We start from the raw sequence: 24775 nt of genomic DNA, 5'->3' as shown, positions 1-24775 counted from the left end.
GAAAGCGGTTCCTCCTCTAGGATGAGCTACACAGCGGTCCCTCGCTTAGTGGAGAGCGGTCTCAAAAGCGGTCTAAACGAAAAAATATGAACGTTGTAACTAAAAAAATTACCCTTCCCGATGGTCGTTTTATTACCATTGAGACAGGGAAACTGGCTAAACAAGCCGACGGCTCAGTCGTAGTTCGCATGGGCGATACGATGTTACTGGCCACGGCAGTAGCCGCTGCAGATGCACGTCCGGGCACCGATTTCTTACCTTTATCGGTTGACTATCAGGAAAATTTGCATCTGCTGGTAAAATCCCAGGAAGTTTTCAGCGTCGGGAAGGTCGCCTTTCTGATTACGAAATCCTGGTAAGCCGTCTGGTAGACCGAGCTTTACGTCCCACCTTTCCCGGAGATTTTCACGCAGATGTTCAGGTGAACATCATGATGATCTCCGCAGATCCTGAAGTATTGCCTGATGCCCTGGCCGGTTTAGCCGCATCAGCTGCTTTAATGGTATCTGACATTCCTTTCAATGGTCCCATTTCAGAAGTACGGGTAGCAAAAATTGACGGATTGTATTTGATCAATCCGCCTACCTCTATGCTGGATCGTGCTGAACTGGATCTGATCGTTGCTGGAAATAGCAATGATATTTTGATGGTAGAAGGAGAGTGCAACGAAGTATCGGAAGAAGATATGTTAACGGCACTCAAAACAGCTCATGAAGCGATCAAAGCTCAGTGTGCGATTCAGAAAGAATTAGAAGCAGAAGTAGGGAAAACAGTGAAACGTACGTACAGTCACGAAACGCACGATCCCGAACTGAAGAAGTCATTATATAATGCTTATTACGATAAGGTTTATGCCGTTGCCGCTCAAGGTAATGCGAACAAAACCATTCGTAAAGAAGGATTCAAGGCGGTTCGTCAGGAATATCTGGATAGCTTACCCGAAGATCACACCATTGACCTTTCGCTGGTAGGAACGTATTTCCACGATATTGAGAAAGATGCCGCCCGTAATCTGGTATTAAACGAGCGTCGCCGTTTGGATGGTCGTCAGTTAGACGAGATTCGTCCGATCTGGTGTGAAGTGGATTACCTGCCCCGTGCCCATGGTTCGGCTGTGTTCACCCGCGGAGAAACGCAGTCCATTACGACGGCAACGCTGGGAACCAAGATGGACGAACAGATTGTGGACCAGGCTTTATTTTCCGGTTATAATAAATTCATGTTGCACTATAACTTCCCTGGATTTTCTACCGGAGAAGTGAAGCCCAACCGTGGACCTGGACGCCGTGAAGTAGGACATGGTAACCTGGCCATGCGTGCCATTAAGAAAGTAATGCCAGCAGATGCTGAAAATCCATATACGATTCGTGTCGTTTCGGATATTCTGGAATCTAATGGTTCTTCTTCTATGGCAACGGTTTGTGCCGGTACGCTGGCACTGATGGATGCAGGCGTAAAAATTAAAGCACCAGTTTCAGGAATTGCGATGGGATTAATCTCTGACCCTGAGACGGGTAAGTACGCCGTGTTATCCGACATCCTGGGTGATGAAGATCACTTAGGTGATATGGACTTTAAGGTAACGGGTACCGAAAAAGGAATCACTGCCTGCCAGATGGATATGAAAATTGATGGCTTAGCGTATGAAGTGGTGGCAGAAGCATTACTTCAGGCAAAAGCGGGTCGTCTGCATATCCTGAACGAAATGAAAAAGGCTATTGCCGAAGTTCGTCCGGATCTTAAACCTCATGCTCCACGTGCCTTCATCATTGAGATTCCACAGGAATTCATTGGTGCAGTGATTGGACCTGGTGGTAAAGTTGTCCAGGAAATTCAGAAAACTACGGGAGCTACCATCGCCATCGAAGAAAAAGACAGTAAAGGTTTCGTTAGCATTTTTGCTACCAATAAAGAAGCCATGGATGCTGCGGTTGGTCGCGTGAAAGGAATCGTAACTGTTCCTGAAGTAGGTGAAGTGTATACGGGTAAAGTAAAAACGGTTACTGATTTTGGAGCTTTCGTAGAATTTTTACCAGGACGTGATGGCCTGTTACATATTTCTGAAATCTCATGGGATCGTTTGCCCGCCATGAAAGGTGTTCTGGAAGTAGGTGAAGAAGTTCAGGTGAAACTGATTGAAGTAGATCAGAAAACCGGAAAATTCCGTTTATCTCGTCGGGTGTTGTTACCCAAACCCGAAGGTTATCAGGAACGTCCCGAAAGACCCGAACGTAGCGACCGCCCCGAACGCAGTGACCGGGGAAATTCTGAGAATCGTCGCCCCCGCAATTAATTTTTGTAGGACAAGCTTCCATTCCTGAATTTTTTTTCTACGATTTCATGTTACATAATCATCAGCAACCCATAGCAAATTCTGATGCCAGATGAGACAGCTAAAAATTTCTAAGCAGATCACTAACCGGGAAAGCCAATCTCTTGATAAATACCTTCAGGAAATTGGTAAAGTGGATTTGCTCACCCCGGACGAGGAGGTAGAACTGGCTCGAAGAATTCGTGAAGGTGACCAATTAGCGTTAGAGCGACTGACTAAAGCAAACTTACGTTTCGTAGTGTCAGTAGCTAAACAATATCAGAACCAGGGTCTTTCTCTGGGTGACTTAATCAACGAAGGTAACTTAGGTTTGATCAAAGCCGCTCAGCGTTTCGACGAGACTCGCGGTTTTAAATTCATCTCATACGCTGTATGGTGGATTCGTCAGTCTATTCTTCAGGCTTTGGCCGAACAGTCTCGTATTGTTCGTCTGCCCCTGAACCGGGTAGGTTCCCTGAACAAAATTTCTAAAACGTTCTCTGAACTGGAGCAACGTTTTGAGCGGGAACCTTCTCCCGAAGAGTTAGCCGAAGTACTGGAAATTTCCGCCGGCGAAGTAGTAGACACCCTGAAAATCTCAGGTCGTCACGTTTCAATGGATGCTCCTTTCGTACAGGGAGAAGAAAACTCCTTACTTGACGTTCTTGAAAATGACGGTGAAGACAAACCTGACTCAGGATTAGTGAATGAGTCTCTTCGTAAAGAGGTACAACGTGCCTTATCTACGTTAACTCAACGCGAAGCAGATGTCATCACTCTTTATTTCGGTCTGGATGGTAACCATGCCATGACACTGGAAGAGATTGGTGAGAAATTTAACCTGACTCGTGAACGTGTTCGCCAGATTAAAGAAAAAGCCATTCGCCGTTTACGCCATACTTCACGGAGTAAAGCGTTAAAAACGTATTTAGGATAATTTTTCAAGTCCAGAAAAATAAAAAAAGCCTCCACTTCGGGGGCTTTTTTTATAGGATTTATTTTTAAGTACTTCGGACCTCCGTCCGCTTACGATATAATCTATTATGATTTTGCAACCGCTATTGGATCTGGCAGAATTATGCGTACGTCGCGGCATAACCCAGGCAGTCATTTCGCCCGGCTCTCGGTCTGCTGCTTTGACGTTAGCTTTTGCCCGGCATCCTTCTATTGAAACAAAAGTGATTCCCGACGAACGAGCGGCGGCCTATATAGCCCTGGGTATGGCACAACAATTGAATAAACCCGTTGTACTTATCTGTACTTCTGGAACCGCAGCTCTGAATTTTGCTCCGGCTGTCGCCGAAGCCTACTTTCTGGGAGTGCCCTTGCTAGTACTCACTGCCGACCGCCCCCCCGAATGGATTTATCAGCAGGATGGACAAATGATTCATCAGGATTCGGTGTATGGAAAACACGTCAAGGAGTCTATTTCATTACCAGCAGATTATACCCATTCGGATAGTTTGTGGTTTATCGAACGAAGTGTAAATCAGGCCATTCACACGGCGGAAGAAGATCCGAAGGGACCGGTTCATTTGAATGTGCCCATCCGCGAACCCTTCTATCCGAAAGCGGATGAATCGTACACCTATGGTTCACCTAAGGTGATTCTGCGTTCAAGGGGTAAAACTCAGTTACCAGTAGAAACCTGGGAAGAGTTACTTCAAAAAATTGAATCCACTGATCGGGTTTTGATTTTAGCGGGTCAGCAGGTGATTTCCCGCGAGTTACTGGAAACACTTCGCCAAATCAAAGACGAGTTAGGGATCCCCGTAGTAGGGGAGGTGCTCTCCAATCTTCACGGAAATTTCATTACCCATCCCGATTTTTTTCTGGCTTCTACCCATACGGATTTACTAGAAGAGCTACAGCCGGACCTGGTCATTTCTTTTGGAGATGCATTCGTTTCCAAAAATCTGAAATTATACCTCCGAAAACATAAACCGAAAGATCATTACCACATTACTTCCCGACGGGAACTGATTGATCCCTTCCAGACTTTAACGCATCAGCTTGCAGTTGATAAAGAGCTATTTTTTAAAGAGTTACTGGAAACGCTGGACTTACGGGCATTCCGAAATGGTGACGATGAAATCGAAACGGAATACCTGGCTCACTGGGAAAAGGCCGAACAAAAATCACTTCAGGCTATTCGTTCAAATTTTCGGTTGACGGAAGCTTTCGTAGAATTCAAAGCTATCGATGAAGTGATGGCGGTAATGCCAGCTCATTCCCAGTTACATCTGGCCAATAGCATGTCGGTTCGATACGCCAATTTTATTGGGCATGAGAGAAACATTACCGTTTTTTCAAATCGTGGAACCAGTGGCATTGATGGATGTTTAAGTACGGCTGTCGGAGCCGCGTTGACAACCGATCAGTTGGTTTTTGTACTGATTGGAGACGTAGCCTTTTTCTATGATCGAAATGCTTTATGGCATCCCCATGTACCGGCTAACCTTCGGATTGTCTTAATCAATAATTCAGGCGGTAGCATTTTTCGAATGATTGAAGGACCTCGTCAGCAACCTGAACTGGAGACCTTCTTTGAAACGCGTCATCAGACCTCGGCCCGAAACACTGCTCAGGACGCTGGATTGCATTACGAGCACGTGGCTAGCTACGAAGAACTCGAAAAAGCTCTTCCTTCGTTCATTTTAGAGGATGAAAATGCTAAACTCCTGGAAATCAGTAGTAATGCTGAGATGAATCAAAATTACTTTGATCATTTTAAGACCCTTATGAAAGCACTTTAGGTCTCTTGTAAGTCCTTTGAAATGAGTAGTTTATGGTGAGTATTACGTCAGTCTTTTGATCGATAATGCCTTCTGAGAATTGGATAGAGGAACAAAGCTCGATATAGTGCCCGTTCCGTTCAATTCTCAGAACGTATTATCGGCAGGTTTTAGCCGCTTCCAATGCTTTTTTCTCATGCAAAGCAGCCCCTTTTTGCCAGGATTTACACTTTTCAGCCGACTGACCCAGTAACTCGTACGTTTTTCCGAAGTAATAATTAATTTCATCTACCGAAGGGTCCAGCTTTTCGGCTTTTTGTAATTCTTGCAGGGCTTTTGCAGCATCGGATTTCTTCAGGTAATAGATACCCAGGTTACGGAAAGCCCAGGCATTATTTTCCTCAAGCCGGAGGGAGCGATCTAGCTCAGCCTTGGCCTCTTCCAGTCGATTAAGTTCCAGCAAAGCAAAAGCCCGGTTGTTAACGGAGTAGGCGAGAAGTTTGCCTTCCGTAATTTTTACGGCCAGATCGGCCCATTTCAAACCTTCCTGCGGATTTCCGAGCATGGTACTAACCATAGCCAGGTTATTAACCGAACTAGGCTCATTGGGTTTATACTGCAATACTTTTTTGAAATCTTCCTGAGCCTTGGCGTATTCTTTCCGAAGTACATAGATCCACCCTCGGAAGGCGTAGGTAGTGTAATCGGATGGGCGTAATTGAGCGGCTTTATCAAAAGATGAAAAAGCTAAATCTTCCTGACCCGTCATGTATTGGGCATTACCTAATAAAGCCCAGGCCGAAGACGAATCGGGTATCAGTTTTACGGCTTCTTCCAGGTCTTTTCGAGCAGGGGCATATTGGCCTTCCAGCGAAAAAAGATTACCCCGATTTTGATACGTGCTTCCAAGTTTAGGATTGATTTTCAGTGAGTTATTTAAATCACTCAGGGCTTTTTCCGTATCACCCTGTTGCAAGTAGGAGAGGCCCCGGTTGGTCAATGCTTCTGAAAAATCTTCTTTTTTCTTGATGGCTTCTGTATAAAAACGAATGGCTTGCGGGTAATCCTGTTTCAGTAACTGGTCGTTGCCGCGAAGGAAAAATTGGTATGCTTCCTGTTCACGCTGGTTTCCACAACTGACAAAAAAAACTAGGAAAAGTAGGGATAGTAATCGCATATTCGTACTGGAAATGGCTCGTTGCCATGTATTCACATTATTCGCATTCATTATGAAAGTCATTGGAGAAGTACCGCATCCTTCCTGTAAAATCACCCTGTATGCCTGGAACAATCGCTACATTGTTAAAGTTGAAGCCGGTTATTTTGAGCAGACGTATAAAATTAATGAGTATGATATTACAAGTGAGGATGATTTAAAAGAAATGTTGAATGGTCCTTTTTTGGACAAAGTGATGCGTCGTTTCGAAGAAATGGCCAAAGATTGGGGCGAAGCCGTGGACGAATTAGATGATTAAAAAACGTAGACAAATACCGTAACACCTTGAAAATCAGTTTTAGTATTTACTAACTAAATAATACTAAAGGTATTTTGGACTTAGTCAGGTTTTTTAATCAGCATAGATCCAGCAGATTTTATGATCCTTTTGGCGAATAATCGCTTACGCCCAAACCCAGGTTTCAAATAGATTTTGCTGTTCCTTACTCGGGTTAGCATCCCTGACAATGACGTATTTTTTCAAGGGAGAAGTGCTTAGTTTGACATCAAACGTTCGAATCAAACCACTTCTCCTTACTTCGAAAAGTAATTCATCATTGGGCTTCTGAGTTAGAATAAACCGATTCAAATCAGTGAGTGGTTGGCCGTTTACACTGACCAGTTCATCGCCTGCATTCAGACCAGCCCGATAGGCCGGAGAGTCTTTGATGATGGATGATACCACATTTTTGCCGGGAGCTACGTTTGCTCCGAGAAAAGCTGTTGTGAAGGGCTGAATCTCGTTCGCAAGGGAACAACCTACGTACGCCAGGTATTTATTAAAATTCAAAGCTTTCGTTCCCCAGATGTAATCGCTGAAAAAGGAGTCAAAACTTACTCCGGCTATGTGCTCGATGGCAGACTGAATTTCTTCTTCACTGAAGCCTCGGTTTTGTTCCAGGTAATACGTCGTATACAAGTAACGCATCACATCGTCAAGGGAGCGACTCCCCTGGGTGGCGTGAATAATTTCAAGGTTCAACAACGTGGCCACAGCGGCCCCCTTCACGTAGTAAGAACTCTGGCTATTGATCGCATTCTCGTTAGGACGGTAGTACTTGATCCAGGCATCCCAACTGGCATCCGTCAGTGACTGGATTTGGGTGCCGGGTGTGTTAGCCACGTAACTGAAATCGCTCGCTACATCAGCCAGGTATTTTTCGACACTACTCAGTTTCGCCCGACGCAGGATGTGATTATCGTACATGCTGGTGAAGCCTTCTGCAACCCACAGCAGATGCGTATAATTTTCATTCTCGTAATCGAAAGGTCCCAGCTCAATGGGACGGATTCGTTTTACATTCCACAGGTGAAAATACTCGTGAGCGACCAGCCCCAGAAAGTTTGCGTATGAAACGTCCTGGCTATACGTATTCCGGTTAGCCTGCAAAGTCGTGCAATGCAAGTGCTCAAGCCCGCCCAGTCCACCGTTGGTGTGTTGAACGATAAACAAATAGTGTGAACAGGGATGTTGCCCAACGACAGTTAAGGCCGCCTCACAAATGCGTTTGTAATCGCTTAAGAGTTGCTCTTCATCTACGGGAGCGTGAGAGCCAACCATGGCAATTTGATGGGGAATTCCACAGGCTTCAAAATGCAGAGTACGGTGCGTACCAATCTGGAAAGGCGAATCAACCAGCAAATCGAAATGATCTGCCCGATAGGTATGAGGATCCCATTCGACGGCGGGGAGGGCCGTCGATACTGATTTCCAGTCAGAAAAGGGCTTTATGGTAACGTAATGCGGTAAATGAACGAAGGGTTCGGCGTATAAAAAGGTAGCCGCCCCGGTTAGGTAGGCTTGTTGATCGTCGAGAAAATTAGTGCGAACGGTTAACTCGTTGGCGTATAACTGGTAATGAACTTTTAAGTGTTTGGTACAGGAACTGAGCGGAATCCGCCAGACATTTTTTCTAATCTTTCGGGCCACCGTTGGCTGGTGATCCGTCCATGCTTCTAAGCGGTCAACGTTTTTGGAATACTCACGAATCAGATAGGAACCGGGTGTCCAGACGGGCATTTTTAAATCAATATAACCCTGGTGCTGGAGGTCCGGCTGGTTTACATCTGAAATTTGCATTTCGACCTCAACACAGTGCGTAGCTGGCTCAGGCATCGAAATGGTGTACTGTATATGGGTTTGACTCATGGAATCAGGCACAAAAACGAAACCGCAAAGGAAGAACACGATAAAAACGAAAACAACGAGTCGTTGAATCATATCGGTTTTGTATTTCTTTGCGTTTAAACCGTGAAAATAGTCTATGGAAATGAAGACACCGCCCTTTATTTGTCTTTTTTTGTAGCATTTTGTAATAAACCCTCACAAAACCCTCTGGTTTGTGGTTATTGCAGTGGTTGTTCTATGCCATTGGCCTCTTTTTTCATAGATTTTTATAAGTATTAAGTTCTGAATGATCCTAAATCAGCCTCTCTCTATGCGTACACGCCGCTTGTCCCTCTTGGGGTCGTGCTTACTTTCGATGTATTCCGGGCAAGCTTTGTTAGCTCAGAATACATTAAATTATATCTCACCGGATACGTATTATCGTTCAGGAATTGAGTTTATTGAAAAGAAAAATTACGCATCTGCCCGTCAGGAATTCCAGCGATTTCTGGATACGAATAAGGGCTTACTGGCCAGTAATGATTTGAATGCCGTCAATGCGGAGTATTACATCGCTATGTCGGCTTTGTATCTGAATCAGCCTGAAGCCGAAATTCTTTCGGAGCGGTTTGTGAAAAACCACGGCGATCACCCGGCAGCCAAGCAGTTGTATGCGGATCTGGGTAACTATTATTATAACAATGGTGATTACGCCCGGGCCATTCCTTACCTGGAAAAAGCCAGTGGGATGGAAGCGACCTTCAAGCTGGGGATGGCTCAGTATTACACTCAGAATTATCCGGCAGCCCTGACTTCGCTGGATGTCGTGAAGCAAAGCAGTACGGAGTTTGCTACCGCAGCTAGCTATTATGCCGGAGTGATTCGCTTCAAGAATGAAGATTATGCCGGTGCCGTCCTCGACTTTCGTCGGATTGAAAACTCCAAGGAATTTGGGAATGAAGCCCCCGGCTGGATTGCTCATTCCTATTATCGCCAGCGACAATACGATTCCCTGATTTCTTACGCAGAGCCCATTTTACGGAAGGGAAATAAATCGGGTAAGAAATTGGACGACCTATCGTTGCTAACGGCTGATGTGTACTTCCAGAAAGGCAATTACGCCAAAGCCTCCGAATACTATAAGATGCATACTAATTTCCGGGGTGGGAAGTTACCCGCACCGGCGGCCTATCGGTATGGGTATTCCCTGTATCGCCAGAACGATTTTAACGGAGCCATTAACACCTTCAAGCCGCTGGCGGCCAATAGAGATACCCTCGGACAGTATTCCTCTTATTACATGGGGATTAGTTATCTGAATACGGATAATCTACAGTATTCCTTGGCTGCGTTGGATCAGGCCCGTCGCCTGAACTTTAATAAATCGGTTCAGGAAGACGCCGCGTTCAATCACGCAAAAGTTCAACTGGATTTGGGAAATGGGAATGAATCCGTAAAGGAATTCGATCAGTTCATCCAGACGTATCCCAACAGTGCGTACCTGAATGAAAGCAAAGAATTACGGGGTGAAGGCTTATTACTTTCCAATAACTACGCTCTGATTCTGGATTATCTCGATAAAGAACGCAACCTGAGCCCGAAACAACGGAATCAATACCAGCAGGCAGCCTATAACATTGGCATAAACGCCTATAATGCCGAGCAGTTTGACCGGGCCATCGTAGCTTTTGACAAATCCCTAAAATACAATGATAACCGCGATCTGGCGGTAGCGGCTCGTTTCTGGAAAGCAGAAGCAACTTCAGCCCAGCAGAAATACGCCGAAGTCATTCCTCAGTATACCCAGCTTATTGCCAGCAGTGAGCAGTCCCGAATAGTGCCGGATTATAAAATTCGGAGTCGTTACGGCTTAGGTTATGCCTATTACAACACCCGGGAATACGATAAAGCATCCACGCAATTCAAGGCTTATACTGATGCGGTGCGTGGACTACCTTCGGCGGATCGCAGTAACTACGAGGATGCCATGATCCGATTGGCTGATACGTACCTAGTGGCGAAACGTTATGATGAGGCTACCAAGATTTACGATCAGGTTGCGGTTACGGGGAAATCAGATAAGGATAATGCCCTTTATAATAAAGGAATTTCCCTGCTCTATACCGATAAATACGCCGAAGCCCGGACTACGCTGAATCAGTTACTGAATCAGTATCCTAATTCGCCCTATGTAGATGATGCCATTTTTCAGTTAGGTATGGTGGAACTGAATCAGCAGAATTACCAGGGAGCCGTAGCCCAGTTTACAAAACTGATTAAACAACAGCCTCAAAGTCCTATCCTGCACGCAGCTTATCTGCAACGAGCCATTGCCTACAGTAACATGAAGCGTTACGACGAGGCCATTGCCGATTATCAGGTAATCCTGAGTAAATACGCAGCGTCCAAAAGTGCAGAATCAGCCCTGATTGGTGTACAGGATGCCCTGAATTCCGCAGGTCGTCCCGAAGAATTCTCTACTATTATTAAGGGATACGAGCAAAGTAACCCGAATGGCGAATCGCTGGAGAAAGTGAAATACGAAGCCGCCAAGAACTTATACTTCGGTGAGAAATACGCTCAGGCGATTGAAGCATTCCAGAGTTACATTCAACAATATCCGAAGAGTGCTTCTACCCCCGAAGGCGTGTATTACCTGGCTGATTCCTATTTCCGGACGGAAGACCGCACGAATGCGTTACGGTATTACTATCAGGTAATTCGCGAAAACAAAACCCAGTTTGTCAATCGGGCAGCTCAGCGGGCTGCGGAACTAGAGTACCAAAACGAAAACTACCGGGCCGCCGCTAACAACTACCAGACTTTACTTCGCACGTCCAGTAACAAGAAAGATCAGGTAGCGGGTCAGCTGGGGTTGATGGAAACGTACTTCAAGGGCAATAAACTGGATTCTTCGCTGGTGTATGCAAAAGAAGTCATCAATGGTGGTAATGCAGTATTAGGAGCCCAAAACCGGGCCCAGCTGTTCGCCGGAAAAATTGCTCTGGCGAAAGGCGATTCCAAGAAAGCCATCGAAGAATTTGAGAAGACTGCTAAACTCGCCAAGGATTCCTACGGAGCGGAGGCGATTTATAACGTCGCTCAGATCCTGTATAAAGAGAAGAAATGCAAAGAATCACGCGATAAGATTATCAATGAACTCAAGGAGCAATATACCGATCAGTTGTGGATTGACCGGGGCTTCCTGCTACTGTCCGATGTCTATGTGTGTCTGAATGAAGCATTTCAGGCGAAGGCTCTGCTCAATACCATTATCGAGGGAGCTGAGAATAAAGAAGTAGTAGAAGAAGCTCGTAAAAAATTAGCTGCTCTGGGAAATAAGTAATCCATTCAACTGAAGATCTGTCCAAACATGAGTCATAATCGCACCATTCGAACCTTCCTTCAATCCCTGGGTTTTGTGGGTTTATTGGGAAGTAGTGTCACCAGCTTTGCCCAAAACCGAAATCCAGGTGAAGGAGAAATCCAGACCGGGGAAATTGATATCGTTCGTGAACGTAAAATCAACCTGACTACCCAAAACCGCAATTTCGAGAAAATACCGGCCAGTCAATCGGCTCGGCCTGATCGGCAGCCACTCAAGTATCAGTTCACCGATCAGAAGCTACTCATTGCTCCGCCTCAGTTTAATCCAGCAGTAACCGAAATGCCCAAATCGCAGAATGATGGTTCGCTGTTTAATTCCGAAGTCAAGGTTGGAGCCGGTAACTATGGTCGCTTCTTACTAGAGGCTAATGTCAATTCCCGCAATGACCTGCCTTACGGACTGAGCATAAAGGGATTACACAATTCCACGGCTACGGGTCCGGTGGATGGTCGTAACTCCGGTACCAGTCACCAGTTGATTCAGGTAGATGGACGTTACAGTGGAGGTAGCATGAAGCTGACGGGTAGTCTCGGGTATGACCGTAATCAGTATTACTTCTACGGATACAGCCGGGCTATTGAAACGCCCAAACGAGAAGATATCAAGCAGGTACTCAATAACTTTAACGTCGGCATTGGCATTGAAAATACGAAGAAAGATGCGGTCATTGATTACTCCATTAAAACGAAACTGCGTTCCTTAAGTACGTTTACGCAGGCGAATGAATACGACTGGGGTACGAACCTGAAAGCGACTTTTCCGATTACGAAAAACTTTTTTGCTCACCTGGCCGGAGATGCTTACCTAACCCAGCGGAATGATTCGCTAACTAACAGCCGGAACCTGTTCCGCATCAAGCCGACCTTCCAGTATCGGACCGATCGGTTTAGCGTGCTGGCGGGTATTAACGTTGTCAATGAAACGGACAATCTCAACGCCCTGGCGAAACCCACACATGCTTATCCGGTAGTCGAACTGGATTTGATGCCTGTAGAGGATATTCACGTGTTTGCGGGGTATCAGGGAGACATTCACCGGAATACGCTGGCCAGCCTGACTGATGAGAATCCTTACCTGGCTCCAAACGTACGCTTGTTGAATACGGAAAAAGTGCACGATTTCTACATTGGAACGAAAGGGCTGATTCAGGGAGGCTTTAGTTATGAAGCTAAAGTATCTTTTGGCCGGTACCGCAATCTGTATCTGTTTAATAATTCCGGTAGTGACTCCACTCGTTTCTCCGTGTTGTACGATCAGCCGCAGGATAATGGTTTCTCGAATGTCATTAACGTGTCGGGCCAACTAAACTACCAGCATGAAGACATCTGGCGTTCGTTCCTGAAATTTGATGTGTATGGGTATGACCTCAAGCAGATTGATTTTGCCTACCATCGTCCGACATTCACGGCTACCTGGAGTAACACAGTAACCTTCAGCAAGAAATTAATCGTCGGAACGGATTTCTACGTTATTACCGGTTTGAAAGGCCGAAATCTGAATTCAGGAGTCGTAAGAACGCTGGCTCCCATCATTGACCTGAACCTGCGAACCACCTACCTGATTACCGACCGCATTTCTGCTTTTGTGAGTGTCAATAACATTGTAGGAAAGAACTTTGAACGCTTTCAGTATTACAAACAACAGGGTGTTAACTTCCTGGCAGGCGTATCCTACCAATTCTAAATCATTGCTGTTGCTTTAAATTAGGCCCGCTGTCTCAGCGGGCTTTTTTTATGTATAGAGAATGTTAGGAAGATAATCGGGAATTTCTCTCTCTTTGTTCATTGCTTACTGTCTTACCGTAATCTGTCATTCAGAGCGAAGCGAAGAACCTTACTTAGGATAACGACTTATTTCTACAGGCAAACTAATAATGTACAATCGTTGGATCTTTGATGACGAATGATCAAAGTATAAATGAATTCTTCTCGCGGCGTTGAGGTGGAGGTCAATCTGTTCTCTCATGATCTAGTAGGCTCGCAAAAGTGATAAGGTCCTTCGCTTTGCTCTGGATGACAGAGAGGGATACTCCAGCGAAAAGAGAGAAATTTTTTATGAAGAATGTCCTGTTTAGCCCAGTCTCCAATGTCCTGTAAATAACAAGAGTTAATGAGCCCTGACTGAATAAAAACTGCATGCAGGTGAGGGCAATCTGCTAAAAACCGAAAACTCATTTGACTTTTCGTAGTTGTTATTCTACCTTTAAACTTTAAAATGATCTGAACTTCCTCAGATCTTTCATGCTCAGGTAATAACGGTTTCAACCTCACTGGATCTCATGGCTACCATTCCCGAACACGTAAGAAACTTGCTTTTTGAACAGGATTGTGTGGTAATTCCCGAATTTGGGGGATTTATCGGCAATTTTGATTCAGCAACTTTTTTATCCGATGGATCTGTTCTGCCTCCTCGTACCCGGCTGGTATTTAATGAGATGTTACAGTTTGATGATGGCTTGTTGTCCAATCATGTGTCGAAATCGGAGAATATTTCCCGGGAAGAGACCAGAAACCGTCTGAAGCAATTTGTTGAGCAGGTTAAACTGGACATTCGTAGTCAGCAACAGTATCGATTTGAGCATCTGGGAACCTTCACTCAAAACGGAGAAGGTAAACTGGTGTTTGCACCTCAGGAAAAGGTTAACTATTATGGAGAAGGGTATGGTTTAGCCTCCTTCGTTCCTGCCTACCACCGTCATTATGCGGTGAACCAAGCCACAGAAACTGCTTCGGTTGTAGAAACACTGGCGGAAGAACCGATGGAGTCGAATTTAACCGTAGTTCATTCTTCCAAACGGCTGGGCCGTTGGGTGGCCGCTGCGGTGCTCGTGGTGGTAACGGTAGTGGGAGCCTGGTATACCGGACAGAAAACAAACCTGAGTAGCATGAACCCCATGACTGCTCTGGATTTCTCCTGGTTGAATTCAAAGAAGGTTTCTCAGCCCGTAAGCGTAGTAAACGACCCAATTCATGCGAAAGTAGCTATTACTCCCAAACCTGCTCCTAAAGTTGAAGTAGTTGATGTACGCGAAACTCCTAAAGTAGAAGTTGAGGCAGCGGAAGAGAAAGTAGTAAAGAATAAGGTTAAGTTTTTAGTGACTCCATCCCGGGTAAAAACCATTGAAGGAGAAGCCGTTCCGAGTGGCTATTATGTAGTAGCTGGTAGTTTCGGAAGCGTCAAGAGTGCTCAGGTCATGAAAAAGCAATTGCTTTCAAAAGGATATAAAGTAGAATTATTACGTCCCCGGAAAGGTTTGGTTAAAGTAACGGTTAGTGACCGTCTCAACACGGCCAGTGCCGCTCAGGCCATGGCTCAGAAACTGGGACCTGATTTTAATAATAATCTCTGGATTCTGAAATCCATCGCTGATTAAGGAATTATTTATTCGTATGTTTGAAACCAAACCTCAGCCGGGTTTGGTTTTTTGTTACCACACTTTACGTAACAATTTACCCATTTGGTCGTTTTACAATCAATCGTTTGAATCATAAGTAACGTATATGAATAGCAGTGTGCAACTAGAACAGGAAGAACGCAGAAACCGATCGGTGGCTTTGATGGTCACGACCGGCATTTATGTTCTTTTGTTTTTGCTGTTATGGCTGGTCGGTATGTGGAAATTGACACCACCGCCAGAACCTATGGTGGGCATTGAACTGGCCAATATCGGTTCTGGGGCCCTGGGTAGTGGAGACATTCAGACTCGTAACAAGCCCAGTAAACTGACGAATCGGGAAGAATCCAAGCCTGCCAAGGAAGAGGTAAAGGAAGAAAGGGTACGCAAACCTGAGGTGAAAGAGGTAGTTCCGGTAAAAAAGGTAACTACTCCCAAGGCAGTGGAGGCTCCTTTGAAAACATCCAAAGTAGAAAGTCCGGTTAAAGTGCCCCCGAGGCCGGAGCCGAAAGAAGTAAAACCCGTAGAGACGAAAACGCCAGCTCCAGCTACGCCAGCGAAGACGGTTTCAAAGCCCGTTGAGCAGCCCAAAGTGGATACAAAAGGTTTGTATGGGAAAGCGAAATCCAATGGAACCAACGGCACCAGTGATAATCCCGGAGGTAACAACAACGGTCCTGCCGGAAATAAAGGGGTAGGAGATTACGGTGCTCCAGATGGAAAAGTGGATGGTCGGGGCTTGTATGGAAAAGGCTCAGGCGGCGGTGGAGGTACGGGTAACGGTTCTTCGTTAAGTATGACGGGCTGGACCTGGAGTCGCAAACCCAGTCCGCAGGGATTGAATTCGGATGGAAAGGTGGTATTCCGGATCAAGATTGACGAGAACGGTAACCTGATTTCGAAATCTGTGGTGGAAAGCACACTAAGTCCGGCTGATGTTCGTAAATGCGAGCGGGAGATTGAACGACTCGAATTCGTTCCTACCAATTCCGCTGGAAGCCGGGCGGCTCAATCCTCCGGTACGATCACTTTCGTAGTCCGCTCTCAATAGAAAACGTACTTACAATACATACGAATGCGTACTTTTGAAGTACGCATTTTTTTATGACCATGACTTATCAGGAAACCATCGAATACCTTTATCAACAGTTACCCGTGTTTCACCTCTCCGGCAAGAAAGCCTATAAACCGGGTTTCGCTAATACGGATGCATTGCTGGAGCATTTGGGAAATCCTCATCGACAATTCAAAAGCATTCATGTCGCTGGAACGAATGGGAAGGGAAGCTCTTCGCACATGCTCGCGGCTATTTTTCAGCAGGCAGGGTACAAAACGGGTCTCTACACTTCCCCGCATCTAAAAGATTACCGTGAACGTATCAAAATCAATGGACAACCTATTCAGGAACAGAAGGTTATCGATTTCATTGAACATAACCGAATGTTTATTCAATCGGTAAACCCTTCCTTCTTTGAGCTCACCGTTGCTTTGGCGTTTCACGTATTTGCGGAAGAGCAGGTAGATATTGCCGTCATTGAAGTGGGAATGGGGGGACGATTGGATTCAACGAATGTAATCCTGCCCGAACTGTCCCTGATTACGAATATTGGCTGGGATCACGCTGATGTATTAGGCGATACTCTGCCCAAAATTGCGGCTGAAAAAGCAGGTATTATCAAGCCTCAGGTTCCGGTGGTCATCAGCGAGCGTCAGGTAGAAATTGATGAAGTGTTTATTACTAAAGCAGCATCAACCACAAGTCCTATTCTGTTTGCTTCTGATGAATTGCAGGTTGTTTCCGAACAGCTAGTCAAAGGAAAAAGGCAGCTAAGTATTCAGGGTGGAGATGGGTTGATTGATCTGGAATTAGATTTAACGGGCTCGTATCAATCTAAAAACGTTCTGGGTGTGCTCCAGGCTGTTGAAGTATTACGTGAGCAGGGATACGATTTGCCAGAGCAGGTAGTAAAAGAAGCATTACAAAATGTGATAGGGCTGACCGGACTGAAAGGACGATGGCAGTTAATTCAGGAAAAACCCCGGGTGTATGGGGACACAGGGCATAATGAAGCCGGCATTAAAGAAGTTTTAAAAACGGTTGCATCCTACACCTACCATCAGTTATGGTTTATCCTGGGGTTTGTAGCGGATAAAGATTTGTCGAAAATTCTTCCCCACTATCCTAAAGAAGCAAAGTATGTATTCTGCCAATCTTCTACGCCACGAGCGTTGGCTGCAGAAAAATTAACAGAACTGGCTCAGGCTTACGGATTAGAGGGAACGTGGTTTGTAAATGTCAATGAAGCATTGAATGAGGTATTATCCCAGGCAAATGAAGACGATTTGGTGGTAATAGGAGGCAGTACGTTTGTCGTGGCGGAGGTAGACCAGCTATAAAAAGTAAAAAGCTCCTGAATATCCATTCAGGAGCTTTTTAGTGCTAGGGTAATCTGGAATTACAGATTAGCTACTTTAGCTACCAGGTCAGCAACGCGGCTTGAGTAGCCGGCTTCGTTATCATACCAACCTACGATTTTCACTAAGTTACCTTGGCTAGAAGTTAATTCTGAGTCGAAGATACAAGAGTGAGTATCGCCTACGATATCGGCAGAAACGATAGGATCAGTAGCATAGAATAAGTAACCTTTCATCGGTCCATCAGCAGCAGCTTTGATTGCAGCGTTGATTTCTTCAGCAGTGGCTTCTTTCTTCAATACCAAAGTAAGATCCGTTACAGAACCTGTAGGTGTAGGAACGCGTAAAGCAGAACCATCTAATTTACCTTTCAGGCTAGGTAATACCAGACCGATGGCCTTTGCAGCACCCGTAGTACTAGGAATGATCGACAGAGCCGCCGCACGAGCACGACGTAAATCGCTGTGAGGAGCATCTTGCAGATTCTGATCAGCAGTATATGCGTGAACAGTAGTCATGTATCCTTTCTCAATACCGAATGTATCTTCAATTACTTTAGCCATAGGAGCCAAGCAGTTGGTCGTACAAGAGGCATTAGAGATGATTTTGTCATCAGCAGTTAAGATGTCATCGTTAACACCTAATACTACTGTTTTAACATTACCCTTGGCAGGAGCGGAGATGATTACCTTCTTAGCTCCGGCAGTTAAGTGTTGTCCAGCACCAGCTTCATCAACAAAACGGCCAGTAGACTCAATAACTACGTCAATATTTAAATCACCCCAGGGAAGTAACTTAGGATCACGCTCAGCATAAGCGTGGATTTTGCTGCCATTTACAGTGATGCTTTCTGAATCAGACTCTACTGTACCAGCAAATTTACCGTGAATTGAATCGTATTTAAGGAGGTGAGCTAAGGTTGCATTATCTGTTAAATCATTGATAGCAACAATCTCAACGTTTTCTTTCTCTAATAGACGACGGAAGGAGAGCCGTCCAATGCGACCGAACCCGTTGATTGCGACACGAACTTTTGCCATGTGAAAATAGATTAATGGTTTTCGATGCAATATTAATTAATATAATACGAATTCCCTATCACCTATAAAGAGTAATAATTTAGCAATTAACTAGCTACTAAAATTAGCAATAATAGATGATTAGTATTTTAGTAAATTATTTTAGTATTTAAAAATTGCTAAATATATTATTAATTATCTATGCTATTGCTAATGATATATTGCATTTATCTAATCGTCTAAAAGAATAGGGTAGTCCCTGATATGTAAGCCAAAACAGTATTCATAGTCATTATCCTGCAATAGAGATCAGTCAGGAAATAGCATATATGATAAATATATGAGAGATAAGTCTAGAAATAAGTAGAAAAATAATGTGGAATAACCAAAATAGAAAAACACATCATATCGTATATCCCTAAGACTAATCAAAGCACTATATCCTTCATTTATCTATCAAATCCTTTGCTAATCACCAACACCATAGTATAATAGGGATTGCTGGCATTACATTTTTTACAGTTATCTGTAAATCAGTAAATACTCCAATAGGATACACAATAATAGACCTGTAATCATATTTTATTATCATCTATTGACATCCATATAATATTCTGAATTGTATTATATGGAACGTATAAGATTTAACTATAATACTAGTACATACCTGTAAATCAATCAAATAACCTCTATAATCTTAATAATATTTGAGGAGATGTAATTTTATATATTGTACTTTTTAAAGTGACAAACTGTCGTATCTATTAAAGAGAGTTTCTATTTACATTTGCAGAAACCATTTTAATATATGACTGAATTACAATCAACGATTGAAAAGATCTGGGACGATCGTCAACTGCTAAATACGGACTCTGCTAAAGAGGCTATTCGTTCTGTAGTAGAAGCCGTAGACAAAGGCACGCTTCGTGTAGCAGAACCTCTTGCTAATGGAGAATGGAAAGTTAATGAATGGGTAAAAAAAGCAATCGTTCTTTATTTCCCTTTACAGAGCATGCAAGTACAGGAAGTAGGCATCTTCGAGTACCATGATAAAATGAAATTGAAGACGGGTTACGAACAGTTAGGTGTTCGGATCGTTCCTCCAGCCGTGGCTCGCTATGGAGCTTACCTTTCTAAAGGCGTTATTTTAATGCCATCTTACGTGAACATCGGAGCCTATATTGATAGCGGTACTATGGTTGACACCTGGGCAACCGTCGGAAGTTGTGCTCAAATTGGTAAAGACGTTCACTTAAGTGGTGGCGTCGGAATTGGGGGTGTTCTTGAACCACCTCAGGCAGCACCCGTTATTATAGAAGACGGTGCTTTTATTGGCTCTCGTTGTATTGTCGTAGAAGGGGCTAGAATCGGTAAAAAAGCCGTTTTGGGTGCTGGAGTCGTGATTACGGGCAGTTCAAAAGTGATTGATGTTACTGGGGAGACACCTGTTGAATACACCGGATTTGTGCCTGAAAACTGCGTAGTTATCCCAGGCAGCTATACCAAACATTTCCCTGCTGGCGACTATCAGGTTCCTTGTGCTTTAATTATTGGCAAGCGTAAAGAGAGTACGGATCTGAAGACTTCATTGAATCAGGCTCTGCGTGAAAACAACGTAGCTGTATAGTGATTTCTATAACATTAACTCAGTAAAAAGGGTAGGGGAACAATCTCCTATCCTTTTTTATACCCTTCTAATGAATATTTGATCTGTTAACTTTCATAAACTTTTGAAGCACAATTGTAATTTACATTCGTAAATAATACTGATGTTCAACAGATTATACGGGATATACCTGTTCACAATACTAAATTTACAAAAGTATTTGACTATTTACATTAATGAATTTATAAATGTTTCTATCCGTCATTGGTTAATTCACAAAAGTAAAATACATTTGTAACATGCTAGTGTTTACAATACGATATAGCCACTATGACTGATAAAGAAAAAGTAATTTACCTGCTAGAATCCAACGACTTAACTGCTGCACAATTTGCAGACTCTATTGGCATTCCAAGATCCAGCATTTCTCATATACTTTCAGGCCGAAATCGGCTCAGCATGGATATTGCTCGCAAAATCGTGAAGCAATTCCCTGAAATCACCTATGAATGGCTTTGTGATGAAAATCCGACGGTCATTAAATCAAATGGCTTTTCGCACCCTAAATCCGCTTATAGTCAGCCTATTGTTAACGAAATGCAGCCGCAGGTTAAGTCCTCAGATTTCGCTAGAAAAAATGGAGTAGGACAAAGACCCGATCTGGCGTATTCTCAGGCTCATGAAAAAGCCTCTTTTGAGAATAAACACGTCGTTAAAATGATTGTCTTCTATTCCGATCAAACCTGGCAGGAGGTTTTTTAATAAGTAAGCATAATGATTCTTTCCACACATTTATATTCCCCCATATACGAATGAATAATCATTCAATAACGTACTTGAGTGCATACTAGGTTGGGTCATGAGGCTACGCTTCAACGATCATTTTGAGAATAGTTTGATCGGACTCGGTGGCGAGATTTAGATACCCTGATTCGATCCTTCCTACTAACCGTCTCTTTACAGTTACTATTTTCATACCATTAAGTATTTCCCAATCACTTTGCCGATGACCGATTCACAAGATTCATAGGGCAACGAAAAAGCATATAGGCAATTCTTGCGAAAGACCATTGCATCGCTTACGTTTCAAATATAGGGCAAGACGGCTACATCTTTAATTACTATCGGATTCCTCCAGGTCACATCCATTCAAAGGAAGACAAAGGCTTAGAGAAAAGACTTGCGATTAACCAAGACAGCAAGGATTTCAAAAACGAAAAGGCCAACTGCGGCGTTCCTTCATAAACCATTTCAGTCTCAGCATTCTACTAATCCGAATAACAATCCCTGGTATAACGCTGGCAATCGTTGAGGCTTCACTACCAACTAATTATTGAGAAGGAGACCTATAAGGACCTATTTTTCAACTATTTATTAATATTCTAAAAGTTAATGTTTCACGTGGATATTAATTTGTTCATTGTGAAAGAGTTAGCTACCAGTCGGGCGTGAAACAAAACCCTGTGGTAGAATTAACCTTTAAAAGGGCGGGAGTGAGGCTTATATTTGCTTAGATTTTGTATCCTGACCTGGGATTCTTCTACGTGTTTTTTCTTTCTATTAAACATAAAGTACGTTATTATACACTATGGATCAACTTAATTCTCTTCAACAAGTAGCTGAATTTCATCATACTTTTCATGCTCCTGTCTTATCTGATCCACAAATACCCAGTGAGAACAGATCGAAATTACGGTATGCTTTACTGGCGGAAGAACTGAAGGAATTTCAGGAAGCGGTGGAAGCAAATGATTTGATTGGCGTAGCGGACGCTCTCTGTGACCTTCAATATGTTCTGTCTGGAGCGGTGCTTGAATTTGGTCTGGGAGAGAAGTTTGTTGACCTATTCAACGAGGTGCATCGTTCTAATATGAGCAAAGCCTGCTCTACTGAGGCCGAAGCACAGGCCACGGTTGCCTTCTATCTGGCGAAAGATGGCACGGAAGCGTCCTATCATGAAGACAACGGTAAATGGCTCGTATATCGCAAATCTGACCATAAAACGCTCAAGTCGGTCAACTATTCACCGGCGGATTTGGCATCTATTTTACAATCCTAGTCCAGAGCAGGCTTCGGAGCTCTTCACGAAGCCTGCTCTCCAAAAATTAACTTGTATAAATAGGCTGGTATTTTAAAAAGACCAACCCAGACTTAAAAGATTGCGTTTCCAGTAGCTCTAATTCCAGATGCTTCATTTCTTCGGAAAAGAGCCGTTTGCCTTTACCCAGAATAACGGGACATACCCGCAACTGAATTTCATCGATCAATTCTGCTCGTAACAGCGATTGTGCTAGTGAAAGGCTTCCCCAAAGCACCATGTCCAGTCCAGACTTATTTTTAAGCCGTGTGACTTCTTCAACGGCATTTCTGTTGACAATCCTGGCATCGTTCCATTTTCCCCAGGGAACATGATCCACCATGCGTGAGAATACAATCTTCGGCGTTTCATTTAATTTGTCAGCTATGGTTTCAACCTCAGTGGTTACCGTTGGCCAATACTCCACGAACATGCGATACGTTCGGGAGCCCAACAGGATGGCATCGATGGTGCCCATGAAATCCAGCACATCATCCTCGGATTCTTCGTTATACTCAGGCTTATTAAAGAAATCCGTCTGACCGTTTTCATCAGCCGCAAAACCGTCCAGTGAAATCCATTCCTGTAGAATTAATTTTCTCATTTTGATTTGATGGTTGATTCATTGTAATCTGCTAAATTATTGATCCATCTATAATCAGTATAGGGATGAAATACATTTCATAGCTCCGTAAATTCGTACCGTTACTCCTGTAAATCAGCTATTTATATATGTTATATAATTTATATTATGTTAAGTAATTAAATCCAATATCCACCCTACATGAAGTTTTTGAGAATTCTATGGCTGTAGCTAAACTCCACAAAAAAAGTCTCTGCGAGATTCTCGCAGAGACTTTTTTATACTACACCAACTCAAATTTGCTACTGTAACGCTGCAAGTTTTGAATCGTAAGCGTCTGTTTTCTCTAACGTCTTAAGAATGGTATACGTTTGAGACAAGTTATTTTTCAGAGCTTCTTCCTGCTTCAATGACCATGCTTTTTCAAAGTATGGTAATGACTGCTTGAATTTAGCTACCGTTTCCTGTTCAACCGCTTTACCTTCTTTGTTATAGGTGTTCATGTCCATCGCGTCTACTTTGCTTTTCACCATAACACCTTCGTTGAAATAATAAACGCCCATGTTATAGTTGGCATCGTAGTTATTAGGCTCGATCTGAAGAACTTTCTCGTAGCCAGCCTTAGCCGCACTTTTTTCCTCTTCCAGTTTTTTCGTCAGTTCAGCAACTTTCGCCTGAGCTTCGGCTGCTTTACCAGAATTCTGCTGATCAGAAGCAGCCTTTGCCTGAGTCGCTGAAGCTAAAGCAGTCTTCGCTGATTCGAATTTTGATTTTACTTCACCCAACTGACGCTTTAATTCTTTGTCCGTTGGTTTTTTCTTCAGAGCAGCCGTCAAACGAGTTACCTCATCCTGATACAGTTTCACATCCGCTTCAGCCGTTTTTACTGCTTTGTCAGCGTCTCCGCCTTTTCTGGCTTCTGATGCATACTTTTTCAGTTCTTCCTGCGTATTCTGTGCGGCATTGTCATACAGAATGGCCAGGTTAACGATGTTCTGCGTGTTGTTGGGATCTTTCTCAACTAACGCCTTCAAATCATCGATCGCTTTGTGCGTATTACCTGATTGCAGATAAATGTTGATCTTTTCGTTTTTAAGATCCTTGCTGTCGGGGTTAACCGCAATCCCTTTATCTAAGACTTTGACCGCCTCATCATCGTTCTTTTCAGTACGATAGATGTTAGACAAAGTGTAAAAAATAACGGGATCTTTACCACCCAATTCCAGGTACTTGCCAAAGCCTTCCTTAGCCGTGGCATTATCGCCCGTTTGTTGAGCCACAATACCCGTAAACATGGCAGCCGTGGTATCCTTAGGATCTACGACCATCGCTGTCTTGAGAAGTTTCAGAGCGTCAGGAAAATTCTTGTTCTGATATTTTGCATTTCCCTGTCCAATCAAGCCATAGTAAAGACGAACTTTATCCTTCGAATCCGGTGCCTGCGTGATTGCTTTCTGGGCATCTTTCGCAGTACTACCCTGTTTTCCATCTTTCGTGTCCAGCTCCACTGCTTTTTTGTAAGCATCGTAAGCAGCCAGCGAAGACATGGAATCAAGACCCGCTAATTTCTGATCTGTTGAGAGAGCTTCATAAACCTGGCCTTTCACTAACCACGTCTTTGGTTTTGCTCCTGACTTGGCATCCTGAACTGCTTTATCGATCTCCTCCTTTGCCTTGTCGAGCTTTCCGCTTTCTAACGCTGCCAAAGCACTGTTCTGGCCATAAGCGGATGCTGATAACAGGCCTAATAAGGCCGGAAGAATGAGTTTATTCATTGTACTACTATTTTGGTTTAGTTACTATGCGAAGTAAGTACTTTTCCTGATATACGGAAAACGTACTTTTAATTGATTTGTTTGACAAGACTTTATTTCTGTAGTCTTTTAATCGTAAACAAAAAGAAAGACCTTGAAGACTTTAAAAA

Annotated in this window: 16 protein-coding genes and 1 pseudogene; 12 read left to right on the top strand and 5 right to left on the bottom strand. The window is 43.7% G+C overall.

Annotated elements, in window-relative coordinates; translation table 11 throughout:
• Positions 1-86: 86 nt before the first annotated feature.
• From pnp to menD, 3 genes and pseudogenes are all read left to right on the top strand, one after another.
• A pseudogene (gene pnp / locus BWI96_RS00485) lies at positions 87-2293 on the top strand (polyribonucleotide nucleotidyltransferase).
• Between the two features lie 91 nt (positions 2294-2384).
• A complete protein-coding gene (locus tag BWI96_RS00480; RefSeq protein ID WP_094810398.1) occupies positions 2385-3248 on the top strand; it encodes an RNA polymerase sigma factor RpoD/SigA in 864 nt (287 codons plus the stop codon).
• Positions 3249-3354: 106 nt separating this feature from the next.
• Entirely contained in the window at positions 3355-5067 is a 1713-nt protein-coding gene (gene menD, locus BWI96_RS00475; protein ID WP_232793522.1) for a 2-succinyl-5-enolpyruvyl-6-hydroxy-3-cyclohexene-1-carboxylic-acid synthase, read from the top strand.
• Between the two features lie 136 nt (positions 5068-5203).
• On the opposite strand, the gene BWI96_RS00470 is transcribed toward menD, so the two are convergent.
• Positions 5204-6259, bottom strand: coding sequence for a tetratricopeptide repeat protein (locus BWI96_RS00470; RefSeq protein ID WP_198555102.1), 1056 nt, complete (start codon positions 6257-6259; stop codon positions 5204-5206).
• Positions 6260-6275: 16 nt separating this feature from the next.
• Between BWI96_RS00470 and BWI96_RS00465 the strand changes: the two genes are divergently transcribed.
• A complete protein-coding gene (locus BWI96_RS00465) occupies positions 6276-6521 on the top strand; it encodes a hypothetical protein (RefSeq protein WP_106634755.1) in 246 nt (81 codons plus the stop codon).
• A gap of 144 nt (positions 6522-6665) precedes the next feature.
• Here BWI96_RS00465 and BWI96_RS00460 read toward each other — a convergent pair whose 3' ends face one another.
• On the bottom strand, positions 6666-8483 hold the full coding sequence (locus BWI96_RS00460; protein ID WP_106634754.1) for a M61 family metallopeptidase: 1818 nt from the start codon (positions 8481-8483) through the stop codon (positions 6666-6668).
• Positions 8484-8700: 217 nt separating this feature from the next.
• Between BWI96_RS00460 and BWI96_RS00455 the strand changes: the two genes are divergently transcribed.
• From BWI96_RS00455 to BWI96_RS00435, 5 genes are all read left to right on the top strand, one after another.
• The gene (locus tag BWI96_RS00455) at positions 8701-11715 is read left to right on the top strand and encodes a tetratricopeptide repeat protein (protein ID WP_198555101.1); all 3015 of its coding nucleotides are present in this window, start codon (positions 8701-8703) and stop codon (positions 11713-11715) included.
• Between the two features lie 27 nt (positions 11716-11742).
• Positions 11743-13440: a hypothetical protein gene (locus BWI96_RS00450; protein WP_106634752.1), complete on the top strand. Its 1698-nt coding sequence runs from the start codon at positions 11743-11745 to the stop codon at positions 13438-13440.
• A 595-nt stretch (positions 13441-14035) separates the two neighbouring features.
• The gene (locus tag BWI96_RS00445; protein WP_106634751.1) at positions 14036-15130 is read left to right on the top strand and encodes an SPOR domain-containing protein; all 1095 of its coding nucleotides are present in this window, start codon (positions 14036-14038) and stop codon (positions 15128-15130) included.
• Between the two features lie 127 nt (positions 15131-15257).
• The gene (locus BWI96_RS00440) at positions 15258-16202 is read left to right on the top strand and encodes a hypothetical protein (RefSeq protein ID WP_106634750.1); all 945 of its coding nucleotides are present in this window, start codon (positions 15258-15260) and stop codon (positions 16200-16202) included.
• Positions 16203-16261: 59 nt separating this feature from the next.
• The gene (locus BWI96_RS00435; RefSeq protein WP_106635031.1) at positions 16262-17548 is read left to right on the top strand and encodes a folylpolyglutamate synthase/dihydrofolate synthase family protein; all 1287 of its coding nucleotides are present in this window, start codon (positions 16262-16264) and stop codon (positions 17546-17548) included.
• Between the two features lie 59 nt (positions 17549-17607).
• On the opposite strand, the gene gap is transcribed toward BWI96_RS00435, so the two are convergent.
• A complete protein-coding gene (gene gap, locus BWI96_RS00430) occupies positions 17608-18606 on the bottom strand; it encodes a type I glyceraldehyde-3-phosphate dehydrogenase (protein WP_106634749.1) in 999 nt (332 codons plus the stop codon).
• 787 nt (positions 18607-19393) lie between these two features.
• On the opposite strand from gap, the gene BWI96_RS00425 reads away from it, so the two are divergent.
• The 3 genes from BWI96_RS00425 (at position 19394) to BWI96_RS00415 (ending at position 22250) form a co-directional block, all read left to right on the top strand.
• A complete protein-coding gene (locus BWI96_RS00425; RefSeq protein ID WP_106634748.1) occupies positions 19394-20212 on the top strand; it encodes a 2,3,4,5-tetrahydropyridine-2,6-dicarboxylate N-succinyltransferase in 819 nt (272 codons plus the stop codon).
• Between the two features lie 309 nt (positions 20213-20521).
• Complete coding sequence (locus BWI96_RS00420; RefSeq protein WP_106634747.1) at positions 20522-20953, top strand: helix-turn-helix transcriptional regulator; 432 nt, start codon at positions 20522-20524, stop codon at positions 20951-20953.
• Positions 20954-21779: 826 nt separating this feature from the next.
• Positions 21780-22250 (top strand): nucleoside triphosphate pyrophosphohydrolase family protein, encoded by a 471-nt coding sequence (locus BWI96_RS00415; RefSeq protein ID WP_106634746.1) that lies wholly within the window; start codon positions 21780-21782, stop codon positions 22248-22250.
• A gap of 46 nt (positions 22251-22296) precedes the next feature.
• Here BWI96_RS00415 and BWI96_RS00410 read toward each other — a convergent pair whose 3' ends face one another.
• The gene (locus tag BWI96_RS00410; RefSeq protein ID WP_106634745.1) at positions 22297-22872 is read right to left on the bottom strand and encodes a dihydrofolate reductase family protein; all 576 of its coding nucleotides are present in this window, start codon (positions 22870-22872) and stop codon (positions 22297-22299) included.
• A 281-nt stretch (positions 22873-23153) separates the two neighbouring features.
• On the bottom strand, positions 23154-24626 hold the full coding sequence (locus BWI96_RS00405) for a lipopolysaccharide assembly protein LapB (RefSeq protein ID WP_106634744.1): 1473 nt from the start codon (positions 24624-24626) through the stop codon (positions 23154-23156).
• Between the last annotated feature and the right edge of the window lie 149 nt (positions 24627-24775).

It is taken from the genome of Siphonobacter sp. SORGH_AS_0500 (assembly GCF_002838835.1).
Classification (GTDB): Bacteria; Bacteroidota; Bacteroidia; order Cytophagales; family Spirosomataceae; genus Siphonobacter.
Note: the sequence above shows the minus strand (reverse complement) of the source record. Positions and strands in the feature narration are given on the sequence as shown.

Excerpts from the sequence above, each read along its gene's own strand:
- BWI96_RS00435 (WP_106635031.1), top strand. The coding sequence starts at position 16,262 with ATGACTTATCAGGAAACCATCGAATACCTTTATCAACAGTTACCCGTG.
- BWI96_RS00450 (WP_106634752.1), top strand. The coding sequence starts at position 11,743 with ATGAGTCATAATCGCACCATTCGAACCTTCCTTCAATCCCTGGGTTTT.
- BWI96_RS00415 (WP_106634746.1), top strand. The coding sequence starts at position 21,780 with ATGGATCAACTTAATTCTCTTCAACAAGTAGCTGAATTTCATCATACT.
- BWI96_RS00425 (WP_106634748.1), top strand. The coding sequence starts at position 19,394 with ATGACTGAATTACAATCAACGATTGAAAAGATCTGGGACGATCGTCAA.
- BWI96_RS00465 (WP_106634755.1), top strand. The coding sequence starts at position 6,276 with ATGAAAGTCATTGGAGAAGTACCGCATCCTTCCTGTAAAATCACCCTG.
- BWI96_RS00480 (WP_094810398.1), top strand. The coding sequence starts at position 2,385 with ATGAGACAGCTAAAAATTTCTAAGCAGATCACTAACCGGGAAAGCCAA.
- BWI96_RS00460 (WP_106634754.1), bottom strand. The coding sequence starts at position 8,483 with ATGATTCAACGACTCGTTGTTTTCGTTTTTATCGTGTTCTTCCTTTGC.
- BWI96_RS00440 (WP_106634750.1), top strand. The coding sequence starts at position 15,258 with ATGAATAGCAGTGTGCAACTAGAACAGGAAGAACGCAGAAACCGATCG.
- BWI96_RS00420 (WP_106634747.1), top strand. The coding sequence starts at position 20,522 with ATGACTGATAAAGAAAAAGTAATTTACCTGCTAGAATCCAACGACTTA.
- BWI96_RS00455 (WP_198555101.1), top strand. The coding sequence starts at position 8,701 with ATGCGTACACGCCGCTTGTCCCTCTTGGGGTCGTGCTTACTTTCGATG.
- BWI96_RS00410 (WP_106634745.1), bottom strand. The coding sequence starts at position 22,872 with ATGAGAAAATTAATTCTACAGGAATGGATTTCACTGGACGGTTTTGCG.
- menD (WP_232793522.1), top strand. The coding sequence starts at position 3,355 with ATGATTTTGCAACCGCTATTGGATCTGGCAGAATTATGCGTACGTCGC.
- BWI96_RS00405 (WP_106634744.1), bottom strand. The coding sequence starts at position 24,626 with ATGAATAAACTCATTCTTCCGGCCTTATTAGGCCTGTTATCAGCATCC.
- gap (WP_106634749.1), bottom strand. The coding sequence starts at position 18,606 with ATGGCAAAAGTTCGTGTCGCAATCAACGGGTTCGGTCGCATTGGACGG.
- BWI96_RS00445 (WP_106634751.1), top strand. The coding sequence starts at position 14,036 with ATGGCTACCATTCCCGAACACGTAAGAAACTTGCTTTTTGAACAGGAT.